Source organism: Ruegeria sp. (genome assembly GCF_965199275.1).
Classification (GTDB): Bacteria; Pseudomonadota; Alphaproteobacteria; order Rhodobacterales; family Rhodobacteraceae; genus Ruegeria.
The window spans coordinates 126,148-148,771 of sequence record NZ_CBDAQX010000035.1 but is presented as its reverse complement, the minus strand read 5'-3'; the positions used below and the strand labels follow the sequence as shown (position 1 = coordinate 148,771).

The window sequence follows — 22,624 nt, the reverse complement described above, 5'->3', positions numbered from 1 at the left end:
GAAAAAAGTCCGTGTAGTGCCTTTTGGCAACCAAGGCATAATAATATCAATGACTTATACGAAAAAATGTCGGAAGTCAGGAGTCGTGCGCGAAGCCGGTGAGCCGTTCCATGAAGTGATCGAACCCTCCGAGCTGGAACGGATGACACCCCTGCCGCTTCGCCTCCGCTTCCCGCATCTTCCAGCTTCTGCGAAGGTCCTGCGCCCGCTCTTCCACGCTGCGCCTTTTGTTCAACGTGCTCAAAGCATGCTTCATCGGCGCAAGAAGCCCGGGTTCGAGCAGCGCCTTGCAGGACAAGCGGTCATCGGCGAGCAGGTCTTCCGCCTCGACCATGGCCGCGCAAACCGTCTCATCGGCGGGCTGCACCGAGCGTGCGCTGTCCGTCAGCACGCGCGCGACATGCACGAGCCTTTTCCATCGGTCCTGCACGCGCGCGCAATCCTCCACATGATCCAGCACGCGTTTCGGAAGCGCACCGGGATGTTGCGCGGCAACCCGGCGCGTCCGGGCCAGCAATTCCTCCGTTTCCGGCAGAAACGCGATGTCTTGCCGCGTGGTCTTCGCCATGACCCGCTGCAATGTCCAGTCCCGTTCGATCCGGCCAATCCTGTCCTCCCGGCTCCGGACCTGCTGGCTGACCCGGGTTCCGCAGCGCTCCAGCCGGTCCCCAAGCCTGCGCAGCAGGGCGCGGCAGTCTCTGACGCCCGTGGTGAGCGCTTCGGGCAGGGGCCCCGCCCCGCGCAACCCGCCGGTTTGCTTCAGCAGCGCGTCCGCCCCCGGCTGCAGGGCGACGTGGCTGTCCTCGCGTGCCGCCCGCGCCCGCAGGGTCTGCCAGGCCTGCCCGATGGCGGCGCGCGCCCGGTCCCGGATATGGGCCGCGTGATCCGCCAATATCCGCGCGATCTCTTTTGTTGCGATCTCCCCCGGCGCGCCTTCGATGGCTGCACGCCGACGCAGCCGATCCAGCAGCGCATCGGCACCGGCCATGAGGAACGGCGCAATCCCGACCCGGTCCGCCTCCGCCTCAAGCGCGCGCCAGTCCTGCAGCGCCGGACGCAGGGGTTCCTTCTGCGACACCCAGCCGGAGCGCGGCATATCCAGCACCTGTCCGGTCGCCTCCAGCGCGGAATGCGACACGCCCGTGTCCTGTTCCAGCCGGTGCACAAGCTGTTCCGTGTCGTCGGTCAACAGGACGAACCCGTCACGGGCGCGGCTCATCTCCACGTAAAGCAGTGCCCGGTCCGTCATCATGCTGTCCGCGTCCAGCACCGCGATCACGTTGTCGGTCGTCCTGCCTTGCGCGCGATGCACCGTCGATGTCCAGGCGTGGTCAATATGCCGCAGCCGGTCATCCTTTGTCAGCGGCTCCAGCCGCCGCCCGTCGGCAAGCCGGATGCGCAGGCGCGCCCGTCCGATCTCCTCGATCCGCCCGCGGTCGCCATTCACCACCCCGAGGCTCCCGAGATTGCGCGTGAAGACGATCTCGTCCCCCGCGCGCAGCGAGATCGGGCGCGTCTCGAAGACGGACAGGTTCTGCGCGGCGTTGCCCGAGGGCCGGAACCCGCCAGTAACCCCGCGCCGCTCCAGCGCGATCCGCTCCCCGTCGCTGCCCGTCACCCGCCAGGCTTCCCCCTCCCGGCACCCGTAAACGTCACGGTTGGCAACAACGATGTCGCCTGCGCGGTAGCTCATGGGATCGGCGGCAAGTACCCGTGTCAGGCGGCGGTCCACGAGCCGCTCGATCGCAAGCGTCCGGCCAGCGAGCAGCCCGTCTTCGGCAAGCCCCTTGCGGAGCGCGGCGGTGATCTCCTCGCGCTGCCCATGGGTCGGGGCGAGGATCATGGTTCTTCTGCGGGCCTCTGCAGGAAGCGCCAGCCAGAGCCGGGCCGCCGTCTCCGCCAGCCTGTCGGGGGGAATTTCCCGTACGTCGCTGCCCAGAGCCTGAACCGCAAGCTCCGCATCCCCCGCGATCATATGCGTGACAGCGGCCTTGAGGTCCGGCCTGCGTTGTCGCAGCACATCGTCCATGCGCGCCGTTTCCATCCCCGCGTTCTGAAGCAGGCGGAACGGCTGCCCCGCCTCGACCGAGCGAAGCTGAAGCCTGTCGCCGACAAGGGCGAGGCGGGCCGCTCCGATCCGCTCCGCAACGTGCTGAAGCCCGCGCATCTGAACCGTGCCGATCATGGACGCCTCGTCCACCACGATCACGGCCCCCCGGAAGCGGTTGCGCGCCGCCTCAAGATCAGGGCCATCCCCGAGATGTTCGTACCGCGCCAGCATCCATTGCAGCGTGGTTGTGCCAATCCCGGCTTCGAGCGCAAGGATACGGGCCGCAGCCGAGGACGGGGCCAGCCCGATCACCGGGCGGTCCCCGGCCAGCCGGACGACCTCCCTCAGCATGCGGGTCTTGCCCGTGCCCGCAAACCCCTGAACCCCGACCAGACGGTCCTCGGACATCACAATCGTCCGCACCGCATCCCGCTGACCGGCTGTCAGCGACGTGGCCTCAAGCCGTGCCCTGAGGGTCTGGTCGTCGGCAAGTGATGCGGCGCGCCCCTGTCCCGCCCGCAGGGCGGCAATCACGTCCCGTTCCGCGCGCAGGGTCTGGCGCGTGGTCAGATCACCGGATTTTGTGTCCACAAGATGCCGGTCCCTGCGCAAGCGCTCGATGGCCTCCTCCAGGTCCCCGTGTGAGTGGCGTCCGGGGTCGCGCCCCAGCGCGGCGGCGAGCAGGTCGGTGCGCCGGAATACACAGTGCCGTTCCTCCAGGTGCGCCATGGCTTGCCAGACCGCTTCAAGCGGTGTCAGGACAGCCTCTTTGGCCACGCGCGCACGGGATGGCCGGTCCTCGACGAGGCCAAGCTGCGCTGCACGCGCGTGCCACAGGCGGACAAGTTCACCTTGTACCGGTTCCGCCTTCTTGCCGCGTGTCACCAGCGCTGCCGCCTGCGCGTTCGCGGTCGTGTAGATCCGGCCCGTGTCCGCCAGGTGCCGAAGGATATCCTGACGCCGGGTCGAGAAGGCCTCAAGCCACTCCCGCGACCAGCCGGATATCTCGAAGCTCGGTAACCCGCCCACGGTGGTCGGGGTCAGGTCGTAGCCAAGCGCACGCAAGCGCCGCGCCAGATCGTTGCGGTACCATGCGCCGAACACGCGCCGGTTGCGCTTCAGCAATGTCGGCTCGATGCTGCGCCATGCCCCATCCCTGTTGCGCGTCATGTTCGCGACCACCGCATGCGTGTGAAGTTGCGGGTCATTGTTGCGGCTTGCCATATGCCGGAATGTTGCCGCGATCATGCCGTCCGCAGCCTCCCGTGGCCGTCGCCCTGTTGCAGGGTCATAGCCCCGGGTCTGCAGGTGCTCGCGTTCGATCCAGTCCAGCGTGGCGCGCACCGCCGCATCATGGGCGTGCATCACCGCCCGCCTGCCGCGATACAGCGCCTCCAGCGAGACCGATTTCGGAGCCGAAAATGTCATGTCCCAGCCGGGACGATGCTGGCGTGTGCCATCAATGACCCGGCCCAGCGTGATCTGCGTGCCGGGAACCTGGCCGGACAGGATCGAGATGAACTTGCGCTTGCCAACGCGCGGCCCAAGCCCCAGGACCTGCGCACCCGCACCGTGCCAGCGGTTTGCCGAGCGGTGCGCACTGTCATTGCGGGCGAGATACTCGTGCAGGAAATAACCGAACGTCTGTTCGGCGCTCACAAGCGGGCGCGGACCCGAAAGCATCAGATCACCTCCGGCACGCGCAGAGCGGCAGCGGGCCATACGGCGGCAAACAGGCACCGCGCCCTCCGGCGCGGCCAGGTCGTTTGTGCTTCAGCTTCAAACCGGTCCGGGATGCTATGGCGCGCAATCCGGTGACATCCGCCCACCGATTCTGAACACATCCGCCCACCCCTTCTTTGGCTGCTGAGAGACAATCTGCACATTCTGGCGTTCATCGGTCGAAAAACAGGGCATGCCCCATGGTGAACATACATGGCCGGCACACCACAGGCCACATCTGTGCAATTTGCGGGTCCCCCTGAAATGAACCCGGTTCGCTCCGAAAAACCTGTGGCCGGGCACGGCGACGTCTTCATCCCGGCGTGGAATCCAATGCATATCTGACCTAAACGCTCCGGAAAATAGCCGCCGCTCACTCCCAAAGCCGCATCGACGATACCCCCGCCATGGAAGGTTCAAAAGTCAAACTGACAGTCCATGTGTGGACCCATGTGCAGGCCTCGACCCGCGCAGGCTACACTGCAGCTTCAGCGCCAGGCGCGACGGATGGCCTGACTCACCCCCGCGTATGCGGACAACAGTTAAAGCTTACCATTCCGACATATCCGCAGCAGATTCTGATACCGACAAGACGTTCGCAGTTTCGTCTTTGCTTACAGCACATCCTGGAACGTTTGAGGTTGTCTTACTGGTTCCAGTATCTGCCGTATCGTACCGAGTGTAGCCGCCGATGGTCGCTCTCTTCTCTCCCCTGCATCGGGTGTTCCCCGATGCTCCCCGGTGAGCGCACCATCGGCTACCTCGCCTGCCATCATACAGTCGTCACCTCCGGGTCGAAGTTGACAGTCGAGTTGGTCAGAACAGTTGAGACATCTGTATCTTGTGTATAATCCCCCTCCAGGGTGATGCTGCCGTTATTGTCGGGCCGGGTGATGACAAGGTCTCCGTCACCGTTGACCTCTACAGCCGCGATCAGTGCCTCCAGGTCTGCCGCATCGTCACCAGCCCCCCATTCCTCTTCATCGAAGACCAGAATATCATTCCCGTCCCCCACGAAATCGGTGATGGTATCATCCCCTTCCGCGTCTCCCTGGAACAGGTAGCGGTTCGTACCAGCCCCACCGGTCAGAGTGTCACCGCCAGCATCGCCTATCAGAGTGTCATCGCCGGCACCACCAATCAGAGCGTCACCCCCGGCACCACCCGAAAGTATGTCATCGCCGGCACCACCAATCAGAGCGTCACCCCCGGCACCACCCGAAAGTATGTCATCGCCGGCCAAGCCCGTCAGAGCGTCATCGCCGGCCAAGCCCGAAAGCCTGTCATTGCCGGCACCGCCGACCAGGAAGTCATCACCGTCAGTGCCCGTTTCAAACTTATCGCCGTTGGCCAGCGTAACCAGCGCATCCAGTTCGGACACCTCGTCCGCACCCTCACGCTCCGCACCGGCAACCCGCACATTCACCCTGTCCAGGTTGGCAGCCGTCACGCCCGTCACGCCCGCCGTGGTGTAGGTCGCCACATCCGGCGCTGGATTGGCCTGGTCCTCGGCATAGGCCGCGATGGTCCCCAGCGCTGCCACTTCCGGGCGGACTGCCACCGCGTTCGTCGCCGTACTGATGACCTCTTCCTCCTTGCCACCCTCATCCTGGTAACGGACGGCAACCCGGACGGTCCGGCCCGCATCTGCGTCTGTCAGCGTATAGCTGGCGCTGTTGGTGCCGATATCCTCATACCCGCCTGCACCGTCACTGCGCTGCCACTGGTAGCGGAAGCCGGACGCCTCACCCGGTAGCCCGTCCGCATCGCTGATACCGGTCCGGTCGGCGCTCAGGACCGCGCCCGCCGTCAACGCGCCGCTCGCTGGGCCGCTGATCACGGGCACGCCCTCCGGCGCGTCATTGACATTACTGACCGGGGCTGTGGGGGCCGAGGTCACCTGTTCGTCATTGCCGTCATCATCGCTATAGATGGCCACAAGCCGGAGGGTATGACCCACATCCGCCTGACCAGGGGTATAGCTTGCACTCTCGGCCCCGCCGATATCCTCATAATCACCTGTCCCGTCACTGCGCTGCCACTGGTAGCTGATAAAGGGTGTGGTCGATATGCCGTCGCCGTCCGTAACCGTTGCGGTGAGCGGGCTGCCCTGCGCCGCCGTGCCCGCAAGGGCCACCGTGCCGTTCCCGGCAACCCCGGTGACGACGTCCGCCGACACAATGCGCACATTGGCGGCCGTCAGCGCGTCCGGGCTGTCAAGACCGCTCACCGTCAGCGTGCCCGCTGCCGAGGTCTCGACCGCCGGCAGATCAATCCTCAAACCGCCATTCTCCGGCAGCACCGTGGTCGCAGCCTTCACCGCAGCAAGGTCCGCAAACAGCCCCTCCCGGAACTCCAGCACATCCTGCACAGGGTCAAAGTCCGTGACGCGGTTGGTGCCATTGCCTCGACCAATCCGGAAGATATCCCGTCCGTCGCCGCCGGTGAGCTGGTCATCACCCGGGCCGGGGACCAGCACATCATTGCCGGTACCGCCCGAGAGCGTATCATTGCCGCCAACGTCATGAAGCAGGTCATGGCCGCCGCGGCCCTCAAGCGTATCATCGCCCAGAATGCCGCCGTCCAGATAGTTGGCGCCGCTGTCGCCCCTGAGCGTGTCATTGCCCAGAGTGCCGTTGACGTTCTCGATCCCGCTGAGCCGGTCACCGTCCGCATCGCCGCCCGTGCCCGTGCCAGCCGCAAGGTCCACACTGACACCTGTCGCCCCGCCATAGACAGCCGTGTCATTGCCCGCGCCGCCATTTAGCCGGTCACCTCCAGCATCGCCGAGCAGCTGGTCATCGCCCGCCAAGCCATTGAGCGTATCATTGCCCGCGCCGCCTCTGAGTATGTCGTTGTTCGCTGTACCCGTGACGGTCTGGCCGCCAGATGTACTGCCAGAACTGCCATCAGGTGCCGCTGCAGCCGCAACATCGCCGTTGGCCAGCGTAACCAGCGCATCCAGTTCGGACACCGTGTCCGCCCCGTCGCGATCTGCGGCTGCGACCCGCGCATTCACTGCCGCGAGATTGGCAGCCGTCACACCGGTCACACCTGCCGTGGTGTAGGTCGCCGCCGTCGGCGCATCATTGCTCGCGTCATCATCGGCGTAATCCGCGATGGTCCCCAGCGCTGTCAGCCCGGGCGAATACTCGATGTTCACTGCAGTCACATCAGTGACACCGGCAAGGCTGATCTGTGTGCCCGGAATCGTGAGCCGCAGAGTGCCGTCCACCACCTGCGGGTTCAGCGCCGTGCCCTCCGCCACATCAAGATAAAGCCGGTCCTCGCCCGTGTTGAAATCCGTGATGGTGACACTGTCCTCATCAGGTCCGACCCTGAACTGGTCCGCACCAGCACCACCCGTCAGTGTGTCATTGCCGGCACCGCCAGCGAGCACGTCATCGCCGGCACCGCCATTGAACACGTTGGTGTTTCCGTCGCCGGTCAGCCTGTCGTCCGCCGCAGAGCCGATCAGGTTTTCAATACCGGATACGACGTCACCCTCGGCATGGCCGCCGGACGGCGTGCTGAAGGGCAATTGTGAAAGATCCACAGTCACACCCCCAGCGGCCCCGGTGGCGTCCACAGACCCGGAATAGTCCGCCGTATCGGTGCCAGCGCCGCCGTTCAGTACATCCCGACCGGCCCCGCCGACCAACATGTCATCGCCCGCACCGCCCAAAAGAGCGTCATTGCCGTCACCGCCCGACAGAACATCATTACCGGCACCGCCGCCAAGAACGTCATTGCCGGCACCGCCCGAAAGCGTGTCTTTACCCGTGCTGCCGGTGATAGCATCACTGTAAGGTGTTCCATCCACTTTTGCGGCGGTCTCCAGGGTGCGGGTGACCGTGTTGTCCAGGGCCTCCTGGATTGCAGCATACACCGATTGAGAGGCCGCTTGAGCCTGCACAATCGCCGCATTCGCCGCCGCCACTGCCGCATTCGCCGCCTCAAGATTGGTCGGCGTTACGCCATTGATCCCCGCCGCCTCGTAAGTCTCAACCGTCGGGGCGGGTTGCGTCTGGCTACCAGCATACGCCGTAATTATGGACACCGCTGTTTCAGCCCCACCTGTGAGGACCGCCTGACCGACCAATGCGCTCAGTTCCGCATGGCTGTCCACTTGCTCCCGGGTCGCTGCTGCCACCGCCCCGTTCACCGCAGCAAGATTGACGGCGTTGACCCCGAACACATCCACGGTCGTGTAATCCTGCGCCGTCGGTGCAGGATTGTTCGCGTCATCTTCCGCATAGGCCTCGATCTTCGCCTGTGCCAGCGTTGCAAGCGTGGCATTCACGAGGCTCTGGACCTCAACCCGCGTATCCGCACCCGCGCGATCTGCGCCTGCAACCCGCGCATTCACCGCCGCGAGATTGACATCCGTCACACCCGTCACACCTGCCGTGGTGTAGGTATCAACCGTCGGCTCAGTATTGCTCTGATCATCTTCGGCATAGGCCGCGATAGTGCCCAGTGCTGTCGCCGCAGCCGCTGCTGCATCCAATGCCGCCGCTGCCGCCGCAACATCGCCGTTGGCCAGCGTAACCAGTGCATCTACTTCGGCCACCGTATCCGCACCCTCGCGATCTGCGGCTGCGACCCGCGCATTCACCGCCGCGAGATTGGCATCCGTCACACCCGTCACACCCGCCGTGGTGTAGGTGTCAACCGTCGGCGCGGTATTCGCCGTGTCATCATCGGCATAATCCGCGATGGCGCCCAGTGCTGCCGCTGCCACATATACCAGTTCCACGGCGTCCTGAACGTCTTCCCGCGTGGTCACACCACCAAGTTCCTCAGTTAAATCGTCTAGTTCAACAACCTGCGCATTCACCGCCGCAAGGTTGGCATCCGTCACGCCGGTCACGCCCGCCGTGGTGTAGGTATCAACCGTCGGCTCAGTATTGCTCTGATCATCGGCATAGGCCACGATGGTCCCCAGTGCTGTCGCTGCAGCCGCCGCTGCATCAACATCCCCGTTGGCCTGCTGAACCAGCGCATCTACTTCGGCCACCGTATCCGCACCCTCGCGATCTGCGGCTGCGACCCGCGCATTCACCGCCGCGAGATTGGCATCTGTCACGCCGGTCACGCCCGCCGTGGTGTAGGTCGCCGCATCCGGCGCAGGATTGTTCGCGTCATCATCGGCGTAATCCGCGATGGTCCCCAGTGCTGTCGCCGCAGCCGCTGCTGCATCCAATGCCGCCGCTGCCGCCGCAACATCCTCGTTGGCCAGCGTAACCAGCGCATCCAGTTCGGACACTTCGTCGGCCCCGTCGCGATCTGCGGCTGCGACCCGCGCATTCACTGCCGCGAGGTTGGCAGCCGTCACACCGGTCACACCTGCCGTGGTGTAGGTCGCCACATCCGGCTCAGTATTGCTCGTGTCATCTTCGGCATAGGCCGCGATGGTCTCAAGCGCCGCCGCTGCCGTATATACCGCTTCCACGGCGCTCTGAACGTCTTCCCGCGTGGTCACACCACCAAATTCCTCAAAGGCATCGTCCAGTTCAACAACCCGCGCATTCACCGCCGCAAGATTGGCCGCTGTCACGCCCGTCACACCCGCCGTGGTGTAGGTATCAACCGTCGGCTCAGTATTGCTCTGATCATCGGCATAGGCCACGATGGTCCCCAGTGCTGTTGCCGCAGCCGCTGCTGCCGCAACATCCCCGTTGGCCAGCGTAACCAGCGCATCCAGTTCGGCCACCGTGTCCGCACCCTCGCGATCTGCACCGGCAACCCGCGCATTCACTGCCGCAAGGTTGGCATCCGTCACACCCGTCACACCTGCCGTGGTGTAGGTATCAACCGTCGGCTCAGTATTGCTCTGATCATCGGCATAGGCCACGATGGTCCCCAGTGCTGTTGCCGCAGCCGCTGCTGCCGCAACATCCCCGTTGGCCAGCGTAACCAGCGCATCCAGTTCAGACACCGTGTCCGCACCCTCGCGCGCCACCCCGGCAACCCGCGCATTCACTGCCGCAAGATTGGCATCCGTCACACCGGTCACACCCGCCGTGGCGTAGGTCGCCGCCGTCGGCGCTGGATTGTTGGCGTCATCATCAGCGTAATCCGCGATAGCGCCCAGTGCTGTTGCCGCAGCCGCTGCTGCCGCAACATCCCCGTTGGCCAGCGTAACCAGCGCATCCAGTTCAGACACCGTGTCCGCACCCTCGCGCGCCACCCCGGCAACCCGCGCATTCACTGCCGCAAGATTGGCATCCGTCACACCGGTCACACCCGCCGTGGTGTAGGTATCAACCGTCGGCTCAGTATTGCTCTGATCATCGGCATAGGCCACGATGGTCCCCAGTGCTGTTGCCGCAGCCGCTGCTGCCGCAACATCCCCGTTGGCCAGCGTAACCAGCGCATCCAGTTCGGCCACCGTGTCCGCACCCTCGCGATCTGCACCGGCAACCCGCGCATTCACTGCCGCAAGGTTGGCATCCGTCACACCCGTCACACCTGCCGTGGTGTAGGTATCAACCGTCGGCTCAGTATTGCTCTGATCATCGGCATAGGCCACGATGGTCCCCAGTGCTGTTGCCGCAGCCGCTGCTGCCGCAACATCCCCGTTGGCCAGCGTAACCAGTGCATCCAGTTCGGCCACCTCGTCCGCATCCTCGCGCGCCACCCCGGCAACCCGCGCATTCACTGCCGCAAGATTGACATCTGTCACACCGGCCACACCTGCCGTGGTGTAGGTATCAACCGTCGGCTCAGTATTGCTCTGATCATCGGCATAGGCCACGATGGTCCCCAGTGCTGTTGCCGCAGCCGCTGCTGCCGCAACATCCCCGTTGGCCAGCGTAACCAGCGCATCCAGTTCGGCCACCGTGTCCGCACCCTCGCGATCTGCACCGGCAACCCGCGCATTCACTGCCGCAAGGTTGGCATCCGTCACACCCGTCACACCTGCCGTGGTGTAGGTATCAACCGTCGGCTCAGTATTGCTCTGATCATCGGCATAGGCCACGATGGTCCCCAGTGCTGTTGCCGCAGCCGCTGCTGCCGCAACATCCCCGTTGGCCAGCGTAACCAGTGCATCCAGTTCGGCCACCGTGTCCGCACCCTCGCGATCTGCACCGGCAACCCGCGCATTCACTGCCGCAAGATTGACATCTGTCACACCGGCCACACCTGCCGTGGTGTAGGTCGCCGCCGTCGGCTCAGTATTGCTCTGATCATCGGCATAGGCCACGATGGTCCCCAGTGCTGTTGCCGCAGCCGCTGCTGCCGCAACATCCCCGTTGGCCAGCGTAACCAGCGCATCCAGTTCGGCCACCGTGTCCGCACCCTCGCGATCTGCACCGGCAACCCGCGCATTCACCGCCGCAAGATTGGCCGCTGTCACACCGGTCACACCCGCCGTGGTGTAGGTATCAACCGTCGGCGCAGGATTGCTCTGATCATCGGCATAGGCCACGATGGTCCCCAGTGCTGTTGCCGCAGCCGCTGCTGCCGCAACATCCCCGTTGGCCAGCGTAACCAGCGCATCCAGTTCGGCCACCTCGTCCGCACCCTCGCGATCTGCACCGGCAACCCGCGCATTCACTGCCGCAAGGTTGGCCGCTGTCACACCGGTCACACCCGCCGTGGCGTAGGTCGCCGCCGTCGGCGCTGGATTGTTGGCGTCATCATCAGCGTAATCCGCGATAGCGCCCAGTGCTGTTGCCGCAGCCGCTGCTGCCGCAACATCCCCGTTGGCCAGCGTAACCAGCGCATCCAGTTCGGCCACCGTGTCCGCACCCTCGCGATCTGCACCGGCAACCCGCGCATTCACCGCCGCAAGATTGGCCGCTGTCACACCGGTCACACCCGCCGTGGTGTAGGTATCAACCGTCGGCGCAGGATTGCTCTGATCATCGGCATAGGCCACGATGGTCCCCAGTGCTGTTGCCGCAGCCGCTGCTGCCGCAACATCCCCGTTGGCCAGCGTAACCAGCGCATCCAGTTCGGCCACTCGTCCGCACCCTCGCGATCTGCACCGGCAACCCGCGCATTCACTGCCGCAAGGTTGGCCGCTGTCACACCGGTCACACCCGCCGTGGCGTAGGTCGCCGCCGTCGGCGCTGGATTGTTGGCGTCATCATCAGCGTAATCCGCGATAGCGCCCAGTGCTGTTGCCGCAGCCGCTGCTGCCGCAACATCCCCGTTGGCCAGCGTAACCAGCGCATCCAGTTCGGCCACCGTGTCCGCACCCTCGCGATCTGCACCGGCAACCCGCGCATTCACTGCCGCAAGATTGGCATCCGTCACACCGGCCACACCTGCCGTGGTGTAGGTATCAACCGTCGGCTCAGTATTGCTCTGATCATCGGCATAGGCCACGATGGTCCCCAGTGCTGTTGCCGCAGCCGCTGCTGCCGCAACATCCCCGTTGGCCAGCGTAACCAGCGCATCCAGTTCGGCCACCGTGTCCGCACCCTCGCGATCTGCACCGGCAACCCGCGCATTCACTGCCGCAAGGTTGGCATCCGTCACACCCGTCACACCTGCCGTGGTGTAGGTATCAACCGTCGGCTCAGTATTGCTCTGATCATCGGCATAGGCCACGATGGTCCCCAGTGCTGTTGCCGCAGCCGCTGCTGCCGCAACATCGCCGTTGGCCAGCGTAACCAGTGCATCCAGTTCGGCCACCTCGTCCGCATCCTCGCGCGCCACCCCGGCAACCCGCGCATTCACCGCCGCAAGATTGACATCTGTCACACCGGCCACACCTGCCGTGGTGTAGGTATCAACCGTCGGCTCAGTATTGCTCTGATCATCGGCATAGGCCACGATGGTCCCCAGTGCTGTTGCCGCAGCCGCTGCTGCCGCAACATCCCCGTTGGCCAGCGTAACCAGCGCATCCAGTTCAGACACCGTGTCCGCACCCTCGCGCGCCACCCCGGCAACCCGCGCATTCACTGCCGCAAGATTGGCATCCGTCACACCGGTCACACCCGCCGTGGCGTAGGTCGCCGCCGTCGGCGCTGGATTGTTGGCGTCATCATCAGCGTAATCCGCGATAGCGCCCAGTGCCGTTGCCGCAGCCGCTGCTGCCGCAACATCCCCGTTGGCCAGCGTAACCAGCGCATCCAGTTCGGCCACCGTGTCCGCACCCTCGCGATCTGCACCGGCAACCCGCGCATTCACCGCCGCAAGATTGACATCTGTCACACCGGCCACACCTGCCGTGGTGTAGGTATCAACCGTCGGCTCAGTATTGCTCTGATCATCGGCATAGGCCACGATGGTCCCCAGTGCTGTTGCCGCAGCCGCTGCTGCCGCAACATCCCCGTTGGCCAGCGTAACCAGCGCATCCAGTTCGGCCACCGTGTCCGCACCCTCGCGATCTGCACCGGCAACCCGCGCATTCACCGCCGCAAGATTGACATCTGTCACACCGGCCACACCTGCCGTGGTGTAGGTCGCCGCCGTCGGCGCTGGATTGTTGGCGTCATCATCAGCGTAATCCGCGATGGTCCCCAGTGCTGTTGCCGCAGCCGCTGCTGCATCAGCGTTCCCGCCCACATCACCGTCGCCGGTTCCATCGGGGGTCTCTGTAGATGTTGTATCTGTTGGTGAGGTCTGGTTTTCACCATCACCGGTTTCCGGCTCTTGACCTCTTCCTTCGTCGCCATCCGCATCACCACCGCCGGTGCCATCGGGAGCAGCAGGTGGGGTGGTGCCATCTCCAGTGTCAGGTCCCCGGGCGGTCGTCGGGGTCGGGTCGGTGGTCTCTGTCGAGGTTGTGTCCGGTGTTGGGGTCGGGTTGTCACCACCGTCGGTTTCCGGCGAGGATGTCGCCCCGTTCACGCCGTTCACGACGCCCTGAACAAAGACCGTCGGTTCCACAAGAGCACCGGACACAAGGGCACTGCTGCCCACTGCTGCAATCGCCGCATTCACTGCGTCGAGATTGTCAGCCGTCACACCGGTCACGCCCGCCGTAGCGTAGGTATCAACCGTCGGCTCAGTATTGCCCTGATCCTCGGCATAGGCCGCGATGGTCCCCAGCGCTGCCACAGTCGCAGCGTCGCCATCCGCATCACCACCGCCGGGTCCAGCGGGGGCAGCGGGCGGGGTGGTGCCATCTCCAGTGTCAGGTCCCTGGGCGGTCGTCGGGGTCGGGTCGGGGGTCGTCGTCGTGCCTGGTTCGGTGGTCTCTGTCGATGTTGTATCTGTTGGTGAGGTCTGGTCTGTACCATCACCGGTTTCCGGCTGTTGACCTCTTCCTTCGTCGTCATCGCTCTTCGAACCCGATCCACCGCTACTGGTTGCAATGGCGGCGATTGCACCTGCGCCGAGAATTCCCGCAGCGATCAGGCCCGGATTGATTGCGGCCAGTTCGACACCGGATTGTGTTGAAAGCGTCACGTGATCGTTGTCGGCAAACCCGGCATCCGCATCCGCCCCATGGGCTGCAGACAGCGCCTCAACCTCCTCCTGCGTCGCGCCAAGTAGCTCCGCAATATCCGCAACGGACCTCGGCTCAACCCCGATCAGGGAACCGTCCGGCGCGAGGCTGACCTCGAACAGATCCCCGCTCTCCGGGTCCTGCGCGACCAAAACACGATCACCCGTGTCAAAAAAACCGGCAATTTGAACCTGGCGACCATCCTGGTAAACAATCACAAGGTCATCACCTTGCCGGAAGGTGCGTGCGATCACGTTCGGACCAAGCGGAACCAGTAAACCCTGAACCCCTTCAGGGAATACAATCACGGATTGAGACGCAGACGCGCCAGTCGATACAGTCGAAAGTTGTGCTTGGGTCATGGTGAGGGGGTCTCCATAAGAAAGGGTTGATTACAGCATGTGTCTTGCCCGCCAGAGCGGGGATGAAGGGCAGTCGGAAGCCTGATGACAGTGGGATTGGCAGAGGGCGCGCCTGAAGCAGCGACGAAAGACAGCGAAGGCTGCCTCAATCGGGCCAGCAAACGCTTTGTTTTCTGTCTTGTCCAACAAAGACGGAAGCAGCAGGACAGCCAGAGAGCCAAAGGGGGTGGCAAAGCGTGCCCCCGAAGCCGCGACGACTGACACGCAATGAAACCTCAACCATTCCGCACAGACGCGATGTATCGAGGTCGTGCAGGTTTCCCTGCGCTGGAGCGCCAACGCGCCTGCAGCCGCATGCCGGCTCAAGGTCTGCCGGACACATGCAGCACAACACAAGCGAAGGCTTGCGCGCAGCACAAAATCGCCAGCGCAACGACAGGGATCACAATATCGGAAAAGCCCGAACCGGGCGCGCTCTACCCGCCGTGAGACCGCGCCCCAATCTGACAGGCCCTCAACAGACATGAAGCGACGAGCGACGAGCGACGAGCGACGAGCGACGAGCGACGAGCGACGAGCGACGAGCGACGAGCGACGAGCGACGAGCGACGAGCGACGAGCGACGATATCGCCCACCTGCGCATTGTCAAGCGCTGATCTGCGCAAAATCCCCATCCCCATACTGCTCTCTTTGTTCGCCGCGTTTATTGACGAGCCGCAATCAAAGGTTGCAGAAATTTCCCACAGTGTCAAAATATTGTCACAGGGCGATTCAGAGAAAGGTGTTTTTGGGTTGATCTGTGACGATTCTGATAGCCCTTGCGCGGTTGTCCTGCATCATTTCGATAGCCTTTGTTGGTGATTTCGATATGCGCTTGAGCAAGGTTCTGGTCGCGCTGACAAGGGTAAAGATATTGCGTGGCGCGTTGTCAGATCGGTTGGTGTAGCGATCCTCTCCCAGAGTGACATCCTTGTCGCGGTGCATGGTCTCGATGCGCCAATGGTTACGGTTCAGGCGCAGGATGTCTTTGGGTTTGGGCCGCGTCAGGCTGGTGATGAGATACACTGTCTCGGCCTGTGTTCTGGTAATCTGCCCGGCGCGGATATGCTCGCGGGTTCGGCTGATGCAGGCGATACTGCGGATCGTTGGCCACTGCTTGCGCATGTGCTCACTCAATGCCTCGACGGGAAGGATCTCGATGCGGCGCTGGTCGATTCTGCCGTGCCCCGATTGCGGCGTCTCCCGCCATTCCAACAGGGGGAAAAACCGGCGTCTTGAACGCCGTTTCGATTTCTCCCCGCAGGTCTTTCTGATTGTTCTTTACAGGGAACACGTAATCGCCACCCCTCTCCACAACTTTGGAAGTGACTGTTTTTTGGCAGAAAATGGCATCCCCGGTGACGATCTGTCCCGCAAGGTCAATCTGGTTCAGCAGCCGCAGGGCATCAGGTATTTCCATGCCCTTGCCACGCGATGATGTGTGTCCGACGGATTGTTCAAGCGTCGCGCAGAACCCCGACAACACATGTTCCGCCTTGCCTGCCGCGTCCTTGCTGCCGCGTAGAGTTTTGCCATCAATGGCGATCTGATGGTGAGCTTCATCATCTTGTGCTGGCGCCGTAAGCCGCCCAAACGCCTGCGCCAGGGTAGCCGGGTCGAGGATACGTAGCGTTTCCGTTAGCGTTGCATGGCAGGGTGACGCGCGCCCGCGACGGAACCCCAAGCGCATGAGTTGACGCGGCGTGAGCGTACGACCAAGGCGGAACGCCGCCATCATACCCTTGCGCCCACTGAGCATGGAGAGAAGCATCAACCCGACCAGCGCTTCAAGTGGGTGTTGACGGCCCTTTTTGCCGCGCGGGTCGGGAATTTGACGCAATACTGAACGAACCGATACCATCGCTGAAACCTCCTCTACCTCACATCCATGGAATGGATTCACTCAATCAAATGATTTGCAAGCGCTTTTTGACGTCTGGTAAATAGCCCTGATATTGTCAGAACTGCGGCTGAACTGTGGCAAAACCCAAGGCCAGCCAGGCATATGCCCTTCAAGACGGTCCCATCAATGACCAGACATATTACGATCCAACCGTCAGAACGGCCCGCCCTGAATGGCAAACTGGAAGGGGCTTCCAATAAACCGGACGCCTCCACGCATCATAAGACAGGCAAAGCGCTCAGCCGGACCGCAACAGCCCGGCAATGCGCGCCCCGACCCGCTCGGCTGCGGCCTCGACGTCCCTGTCTGCGCTGTGGGCATAGCGCAGCGTCATCGTGACCTGGCTGTGACCCAGGAGCTTCGACACCACCGGCAGGGGAATACCCGCCATCACAGATTGGCTGGCATAGGAATGTCGCAGGTCGTGCAGACGCACGTCCTCAATGCCGATCTCCCGTCTGATCCTGTACCAGAGCCTCAACCCTCCCGAGCCGGGCCGCGCCGGGTTGCGCGGCGAGGGGAACAGATATGCCCCGGCCCCCTTCATGCGCCTCTCAACGATGGCGCGGGCCTCGGCGCTGAGATACACAATCCGCGGACCCGTCTTGCTGTCTTCCAGCCTGAGGCGGCTGCCATCGACCTCGCTGCGCCTGAGATGGGTGATTTCCGATTTGCGGCAGCCCGTGAGCAGCAGAAGCCGGATGATGTCAGCCTGCACGCCATTGCGCCCCGCGCTGTGCCGGTCAAGCGCCGCGTTCAGCCGCGCGATTTCATCCCGCGACAGGAACCGCGTCAGCCTGGCGCGCCGGTTCGGAAGCACAAAACCCGCCGGGTTGCTGTCGATGAGGCCGCGCTCAAGGGCAAAGTTCAGGCTCTGGCGCAAAAGTTTCAGCGCATGGTTCGCGCCGCCGGGCGCAGAGGCGCTATAGGCGGCAAACCAGTCCTCAATAATCTGTCGCGTGATCCGGTCAATCCGAAGCGCTCCGAACGCGGGCAGAAGCTGCCGCGCCAGAATGTGATCCCGCCCCCTGACCGTGGATGGCTTGCAGCGCGTGGACCATGTCTTGTGCCACATATCCAGCGCAAAGCCCCGGTAGGTGGGCAGGTCCCAGACCGGCGCGACCCCCTCGACCTGCAACCGGTGACATTCCCGGCGCGCGGCGCAGGCGGGCATCAGTTCAATCCGGCCCAGCGAGACCTTGCGTCCCGCCACCGTGCAGGTCCATGTCTTCGTCCCCGTGGGATAGACCCGAAGGCTCAGGGACGGCACCGCGCTGTCCTGCACGCAATATTCCCGCGCACACGGTCTGAACCTCCGTGCCCGCGCATCCGTCAACCGAACCTTGCTCATGGCCGGGTTCCTCCCCCTGTTCCTCTCCGCGTTCCTCCGAGAACCGCCCCCATCGCGGCGGCGGCATTCTCCACATCACTTTGCGTGTGATGGGCGTATTTGAGGGTGGTTTCGGGGCTGTTATGCCCAAGAAGCCGACCCGCTGCCAGAACGGTTTCCCCGCTCGCGATGGCCGCACTTGCATAGGAGTGCCGCAAATCATGCAGGCGCACATCTCTCAGACCGGCCTGCACGCGCAGCCTGAACCACGCCCGGGTGAGCGTCGCACCCGGCATCGGGCCCGCACCCCGGACGGACGGAAACACCCAAGGCGATGTGCGGGCAAGCGCGTCAAGGACCCTGCGCGCCGCCCTGGACAGCCACACCGTGCGCGGACCCGTCTTGCTGTCGCGCAGAAAGATATGCCCGTCGCGATACTCTGCCCAGCGAAGTGTCCTGATCTCGCTCGACCGGCATCCCGTCAGCGCCAGCAGCCGAATGAGCGGCACGGCCGGGGATGGGGCCGCGCAGCACAGCGCCGCGCCAAGGCGTCCGAACTCGGCCTCCGACAGAAACCTCTCCCTGTTCCTGCGCCGGTAGCGCCTGATCCCCTTGCAGGGGTTGGACCCTTCCGGGCGCAGCCCGTCCATCTCGGCCACCGTCATGATGACCGACAGCACTGGCATCGAGCGATCCGCCGATACCGGCGTTGCGTGCATCGCGGCAAACCAGTCCCGCACGTCCTGCCGCGTGATATCCGCAATGCGCTGCCCCGCGAAGCGCGGAAGAATGTGGTTCTTGAGATAGTTCCGGTTGACCATGAGCGTGCCCGGCTTCCACTGTCGGCCATGGCGGCGGAAGGCCTCTTCCGCAACGCTCTCAAACAGCATCTCCCCGTCGCGCTGCCCCGACCGGAGCGAGACCAGCAGGGCCTGCGCCCGCGCGCGGGCCTCGGCAACCGACATAGTGGCCGGATCGCCCAAAATCTTCCAGACACGCTGCCCCTCGTGCTGGCTGTGCAAAAAGAACCGCTTCCCGCCGCCGGGCAGAACCCTGACACCAAAGCCCGCAAGGGTGGTGTCTCTGACATTGCGTGTGGTTTTTCTGGCGCGCAGGTCGCGCACGCGCGCGTCCGTCAATCTCGGCATAATATCCCTCCATCCGGTTGCAATCCCGGACAAAACCACGCAGGGTTTCGCCCGAAACCTCGACATAGAGAGGATAAAACATGCACTGTTTCAGTGATTTAGAACCGAAGGTGCGGCTGAGGGTGTGTGATCTATTGCCAAGACCACGTCCCAGGAGGGGACAATGGACTATTCGACCATCTTTGCTGCCCTATGGGTGATCAGCGCCACCATCGTGGCCTTGCTGCCGATGCGCCTACAATTCCCTCCGGGGATTGTGCTGTTGATATGCGCGCCGGCAATGATCATCTGGCTGGGCTATGATCATGGATGGGTCTGGTCGGCTCTTGCTTTCGGAGGTTTCGCCTCAATGTTCCGCAACCCGATCCGCTATTATTGGCGCAAATGGGTGCGCGGAGAGGTGATGGAATGACCCTTTCTCTTGCCCTCGCGGCCCTTTGGGGCCTTGTTGCGAACCTTCTGGCGATGATCCCCAGCAAGGACAACCACTGGACCCGCGCCTATGTCCTGATCGCGGTCGGTATCCCTCTGCTTGGATATGTCACCTATGAGAACGGCCCATGGGTCGGGCTGATAGTCCTCGTTATGGGTATGTCGATACTGCGCTGGCCGGTGATCTATCTGGGGCGGTGGCTTCGTCGTCGGATTTGACCGTTTCACTGCGGATACATGTTGCCAACTCGCTCTGAATCCGCGAGTTAGCAGCTATGACTGTTCTTCCTGTGCCTCGTGGCAAACTGTCCGAAAACCGAAGTCTCAGCGACCTGACATGGCTGCGTGTCGGCGGTCCAGCTGACTATTTGTTCCAACCTGCGGATGTAGAAGATCTGCAGGGCTTTTTGCGCGAGCTTCCCGATGACGTCGTAATCTTCCCGATGGGCGTCGGCTCGAACCTCATAGTGCGCGATGGCGGATTGCGCGCCGTGGTGATACGGCTGGGGCGGGGCTTCAATGGGATTGAGATCGAGGGCACTAGGGTAACCGCTGGCGCGGCGGCTTTGGATGCGCATGTGGCGCGCAAAGCGGCGGATGCTGGTGTGGATCTGACCTTCTTGCGCACAATACCGGGCTCTATCGGTGGTGCTGTGCGCATGAACGCAGGGTGTTATGGCAGCTACACGGCGGATGTTCTGAAAAGGGCCACTGTCGTCACACGGCGGGGTGAAGTGATTGAGCTTGGCCCCGAGGACCTGAACTTCCGCTACCGTCAATCCGATCTGCCTGATGGCGCGGTGCTGATCTCGGCAAGTTTCGAAGGCCCGGAAGGTGAACCTGACGCGCTTCATGCCCGAATGACGGCGCAGTTGCAAAAGCGCGACGAGACCCAGCCCACCAAAGACCGCAGCGCCGGGTCGACCTTTCGCAATCCGGCAGGGTTCTCCTCGACCGGGAAGGCAGATGATGTGCATGACCTCAAGGCTTGGAAGGTCATCGACGATGCGGGCATGCGTGGGGCCAAGAAAGGTGGCGCGCAGATGAGCCCCAAGCACTCGAATTTCCTGATCAACACCGGTGATGCCACTGCCGCGGACCTCGAAGGTCTGGGTGAAGAGGTGCGAAAAAAGGTTTACGAAACAAGCGGCATCACGCTAAAGTGGGAAATCATGCGGGTCGGTGACCCGCTGAAAGAATAAAGCCCCAACCGTCAGACCATAACAGGCAATTAACGGCGACGGATCAAAGGCATAAACGCAGTACGGACCACCACATAAGGTCCGGGGACATTGAGGCGCACGTTGGGTATGTCGAGCAGGACAAACCCCAAAGTGGCGGTATTGATGGGTGGCCCCTCGGCGGAACGCGAGGTGTCTCTCAGCTCTGGGCGCGAATGCGCAGCCGCCCTTGTGGGAGAAGGCTTTGAAGTGGTTGAGCTGGACGCAGGTCCCGACCTCTACGCGCGCCTTTTGGACATCAAGCCGGATGTGGTTTTCAACGCCCTGCATGGCCGCTGGGGTGAGGATGGCTGCGTGCAGGGTCTGTTGGAGTGGATGCGTATTCCCTACACCCATTCGGGTGTTTTGGCCTCGGCGCTTGCAATGGACAAGCAGCGCAGCAAAGAGGTCTATCAGGCCGAAGGACTGCCCATTGTTCCCAGCGTGATCGTGCCCAAGGTCGAGGTGGTCGAGGTCCATGTGATGGAGCCGCCTTACGTCGCCAAGCCCAACAACGAAGGCTCCAGCGTCGGCATCTATATCGTACACGAGGGGTCGAATGGTCCTCCGCAATTGTCGGAGGATATGCCCGATCACATCATGGTCGAGAAATACGTGGCGGGTCGAGAACTGACTGTGACCGTTATGGGTGATCGCGCCCTGACCGTGACCGAGATCATGACGGATGGCGGTTGGTACGATTACGATGCCAAATACAAGCCCGGCGGCTCGTGGCATGTGCTGCCCGCAGACATCCCGCAGGATATCTTTGACCGCTGCATGGACTACGCTTTGAAAGCGCATAACGCTTTGGGCTGTCGCGGCGTGACCCGCACCGACTACCGGTGGGACGACACTATGGGTGCGGATGGGTTGTTCCTGCTGGAAACCAACACCCAGCCCGGGATGACGCCGACCTCGCTGGTGCCGGAACAGGCGGAACACTGCGGGATGAGTTTCGGACAGCTCTGCGCCTGGATGGTGGAGGATGCCACATGCGACCGCTAAGGGCCTTCCGCGCGCCAGTGATCCATCGGGCCAAACCTCTGGCCGGGCCAGATGCCGATTTCGAATCCGCTGATACCGAATCCCATGATACGCAGCCCGTTCTGCGCTTGGGCGGGGTGAAGCTGTTCACCCGCACCGCGCGCCGGTCTGACCCGGCACCATCGCGCCTCAGCTACCGGTTCCAGCGTTGGATGCTGACACCGGGCATCCGCATGGGCGTCAAGCTGGGGCTGCCTGTCTGCGCTGTTGCGGCTGCCGTTGGTCTTTACTTCGCGTCAGAGGAGCGGCGCGAGGCGCTCAATACCTATATCGCCGACATACGCACCTCGATTCAGGAACGTCCTGAGTTCATGGTCAATCTGATGGCCATTGATGGTGCGGGTCCCGGCCTGTCGGATGACATTCGCGAAGTGGTGCCTTTGGATTTCCCGATCAGCTCTTGGGATTTGGATGTCGAGCAGATGCGCGACACGATTACCGGTCTGGACCCGGTGAAATCGGCGACTGTGCGCATTCGGCCCGGTGGCATCCTGCAGGTGGACGTTGTCGAGCGTCAGCCTGTCATCGTCTGGCGCACCCGAGAATCTATCGAGCTTTTGGATGAGACCGGCGTTCATGTGGACCTGATCGCCTCACGCAAGGATCACAGCGATCTGCCTTTGATCGCGGGCAAGGGCGCGGATGAGCATGTCGCCGAAGCGCTTGAGATTTTCCGCACTTCGCGCAGCCTTGGCACCCGCGTTCGGGGTCTTGTGCGCATTGGTGAGCGGCGCTGGGATCTGGTGCTGGATCGCGGCCAGCGCATCATGCTGCCGACGGATCGCCCAGTGCGCGCGCTCGAACGGGTGCTGGCTGTGAACGAAGTACAGGACCTGTTGGAGCGTGACGTGGCCGTTGTGGATATGCGCCTCGGACAGCGGCCAACAATCAGAATGACCAAAGCCGCCAGCGAAGACTGGTGGAATACAAAAGTGACAGTGGGTAACGGGCAGTAACGA

General features: G+C 63.2%; 11 protein-coding genes. 5 read left to right on the top strand and 6 right to left on the bottom strand.

Annotated elements, in window-relative coordinates; translation table 11 throughout:
• Positions 1-76 precede the first annotated feature (76 nt).
• From mobF to ACOERD_RS29315, 6 genes are all read right to left on the bottom strand, one after another.
• Positions 77-3,733, bottom strand: coding sequence for a MobF family relaxase (gene mobF / locus ACOERD_RS29340; RefSeq protein ID WP_419741336.1), 3,657 nt, complete (start codon positions 3,731-3,733; stop codon positions 77-79).
• A gap of 811 nt (positions 3,734-4,544) precedes the next feature.
• Entirely contained in the window at positions 4,545-11,744 is a 7,200-nt protein-coding gene (locus ACOERD_RS29335) for a hypothetical protein (RefSeq protein WP_419741335.1), read from the bottom strand.
• Between the two features lie 3,573 nt (positions 11,745-15,317).
• Complete coding sequence (locus ACOERD_RS29330) at positions 15,318-15,800, bottom strand: ISAs1 family transposase (protein ID WP_419737837.1); 483 nt, start codon at positions 15,798-15,800, stop codon at positions 15,318-15,320.
• Complete coding sequence (locus ACOERD_RS29325) at positions 15,715-16,446, bottom strand: ISAs1 family transposase (RefSeq protein WP_419737770.1); 732 nt, start codon at positions 16,444-16,446, stop codon at positions 15,715-15,717. Before ACOERD_RS29325 ends, ACOERD_RS29330 begins: the two co-directional genes overlap by 86 nt.
• A 280-nt stretch (positions 16,447-16,726) precedes the next feature.
• The gene (locus tag ACOERD_RS29320; RefSeq protein ID WP_419741334.1) at positions 16,727-17,773 is read right to left on the bottom strand and encodes a tyrosine-type recombinase/integrase; all 1,047 of its coding nucleotides are present in this window, start codon (positions 17,771-17,773) and stop codon (positions 16,727-16,729) included.
• A 62-nt stretch (positions 17,774-17,835) separates the two neighbouring features.
• Positions 17,836-18,966: a tyrosine-type recombinase/integrase gene (locus ACOERD_RS29315; protein WP_419741333.1), complete on the bottom strand. Its 1,131-nt coding sequence runs from the start codon at positions 18,964-18,966 to the stop codon at positions 17,836-17,838.
• Positions 18,967-19,129: 163 nt separating this feature from the next.
• Between ACOERD_RS29315 and ACOERD_RS29310 the strand changes: the two genes are divergently transcribed.
• The 5 genes from ACOERD_RS29310 to ACOERD_RS29290 all read left to right on the top strand — a co-directional run bounded on the left by ACOERD_RS29310 (position 19,130) and on the right by ACOERD_RS29290 (position 22,621).
• Positions 19,130-19,378 (top strand): DUF2484 family protein, encoded by a 249-nt coding sequence (locus ACOERD_RS29310; RefSeq protein WP_419741332.1) that lies wholly within the window; start codon positions 19,130-19,132, stop codon positions 19,376-19,378.
• Complete coding sequence (locus ACOERD_RS29305) at positions 19,375-19,617, top strand: DUF2484 family protein (protein WP_419741331.1); 243 nt, start codon at positions 19,375-19,377, stop codon at positions 19,615-19,617. The genes ACOERD_RS29310 and ACOERD_RS29305 overlap by 4 nt, the downstream gene beginning before the upstream one ends.
• A 56-nt stretch (positions 19,618-19,673) precedes the next feature.
• Entirely contained in the window at positions 19,674-20,600 is a 927-nt protein-coding gene (gene murB, locus ACOERD_RS29300; protein ID WP_419741330.1) for a UDP-N-acetylmuramate dehydrogenase, read from the top strand.
• 108 nt (positions 20,601-20,708) lie between these two features.
• The gene (locus ACOERD_RS29295) at positions 20,709-21,626 is read left to right on the top strand and encodes a D-alanine--D-alanine ligase (protein ID WP_419741329.1); all 918 of its coding nucleotides are present in this window, start codon (positions 20,709-20,711) and stop codon (positions 21,624-21,626) included.
• The gene (locus ACOERD_RS29290) at positions 21,614-22,621 is read left to right on the top strand and encodes a cell division protein FtsQ/DivIB (RefSeq protein ID WP_419741328.1); all 1,008 of its coding nucleotides are present in this window, start codon (positions 21,614-21,616) and stop codon (positions 22,619-22,621) included. Before ACOERD_RS29295 ends, ACOERD_RS29290 begins: the two co-directional genes overlap by 13 nt.
• Positions 22,622-22,624: the final 3 nt, after the last annotated feature.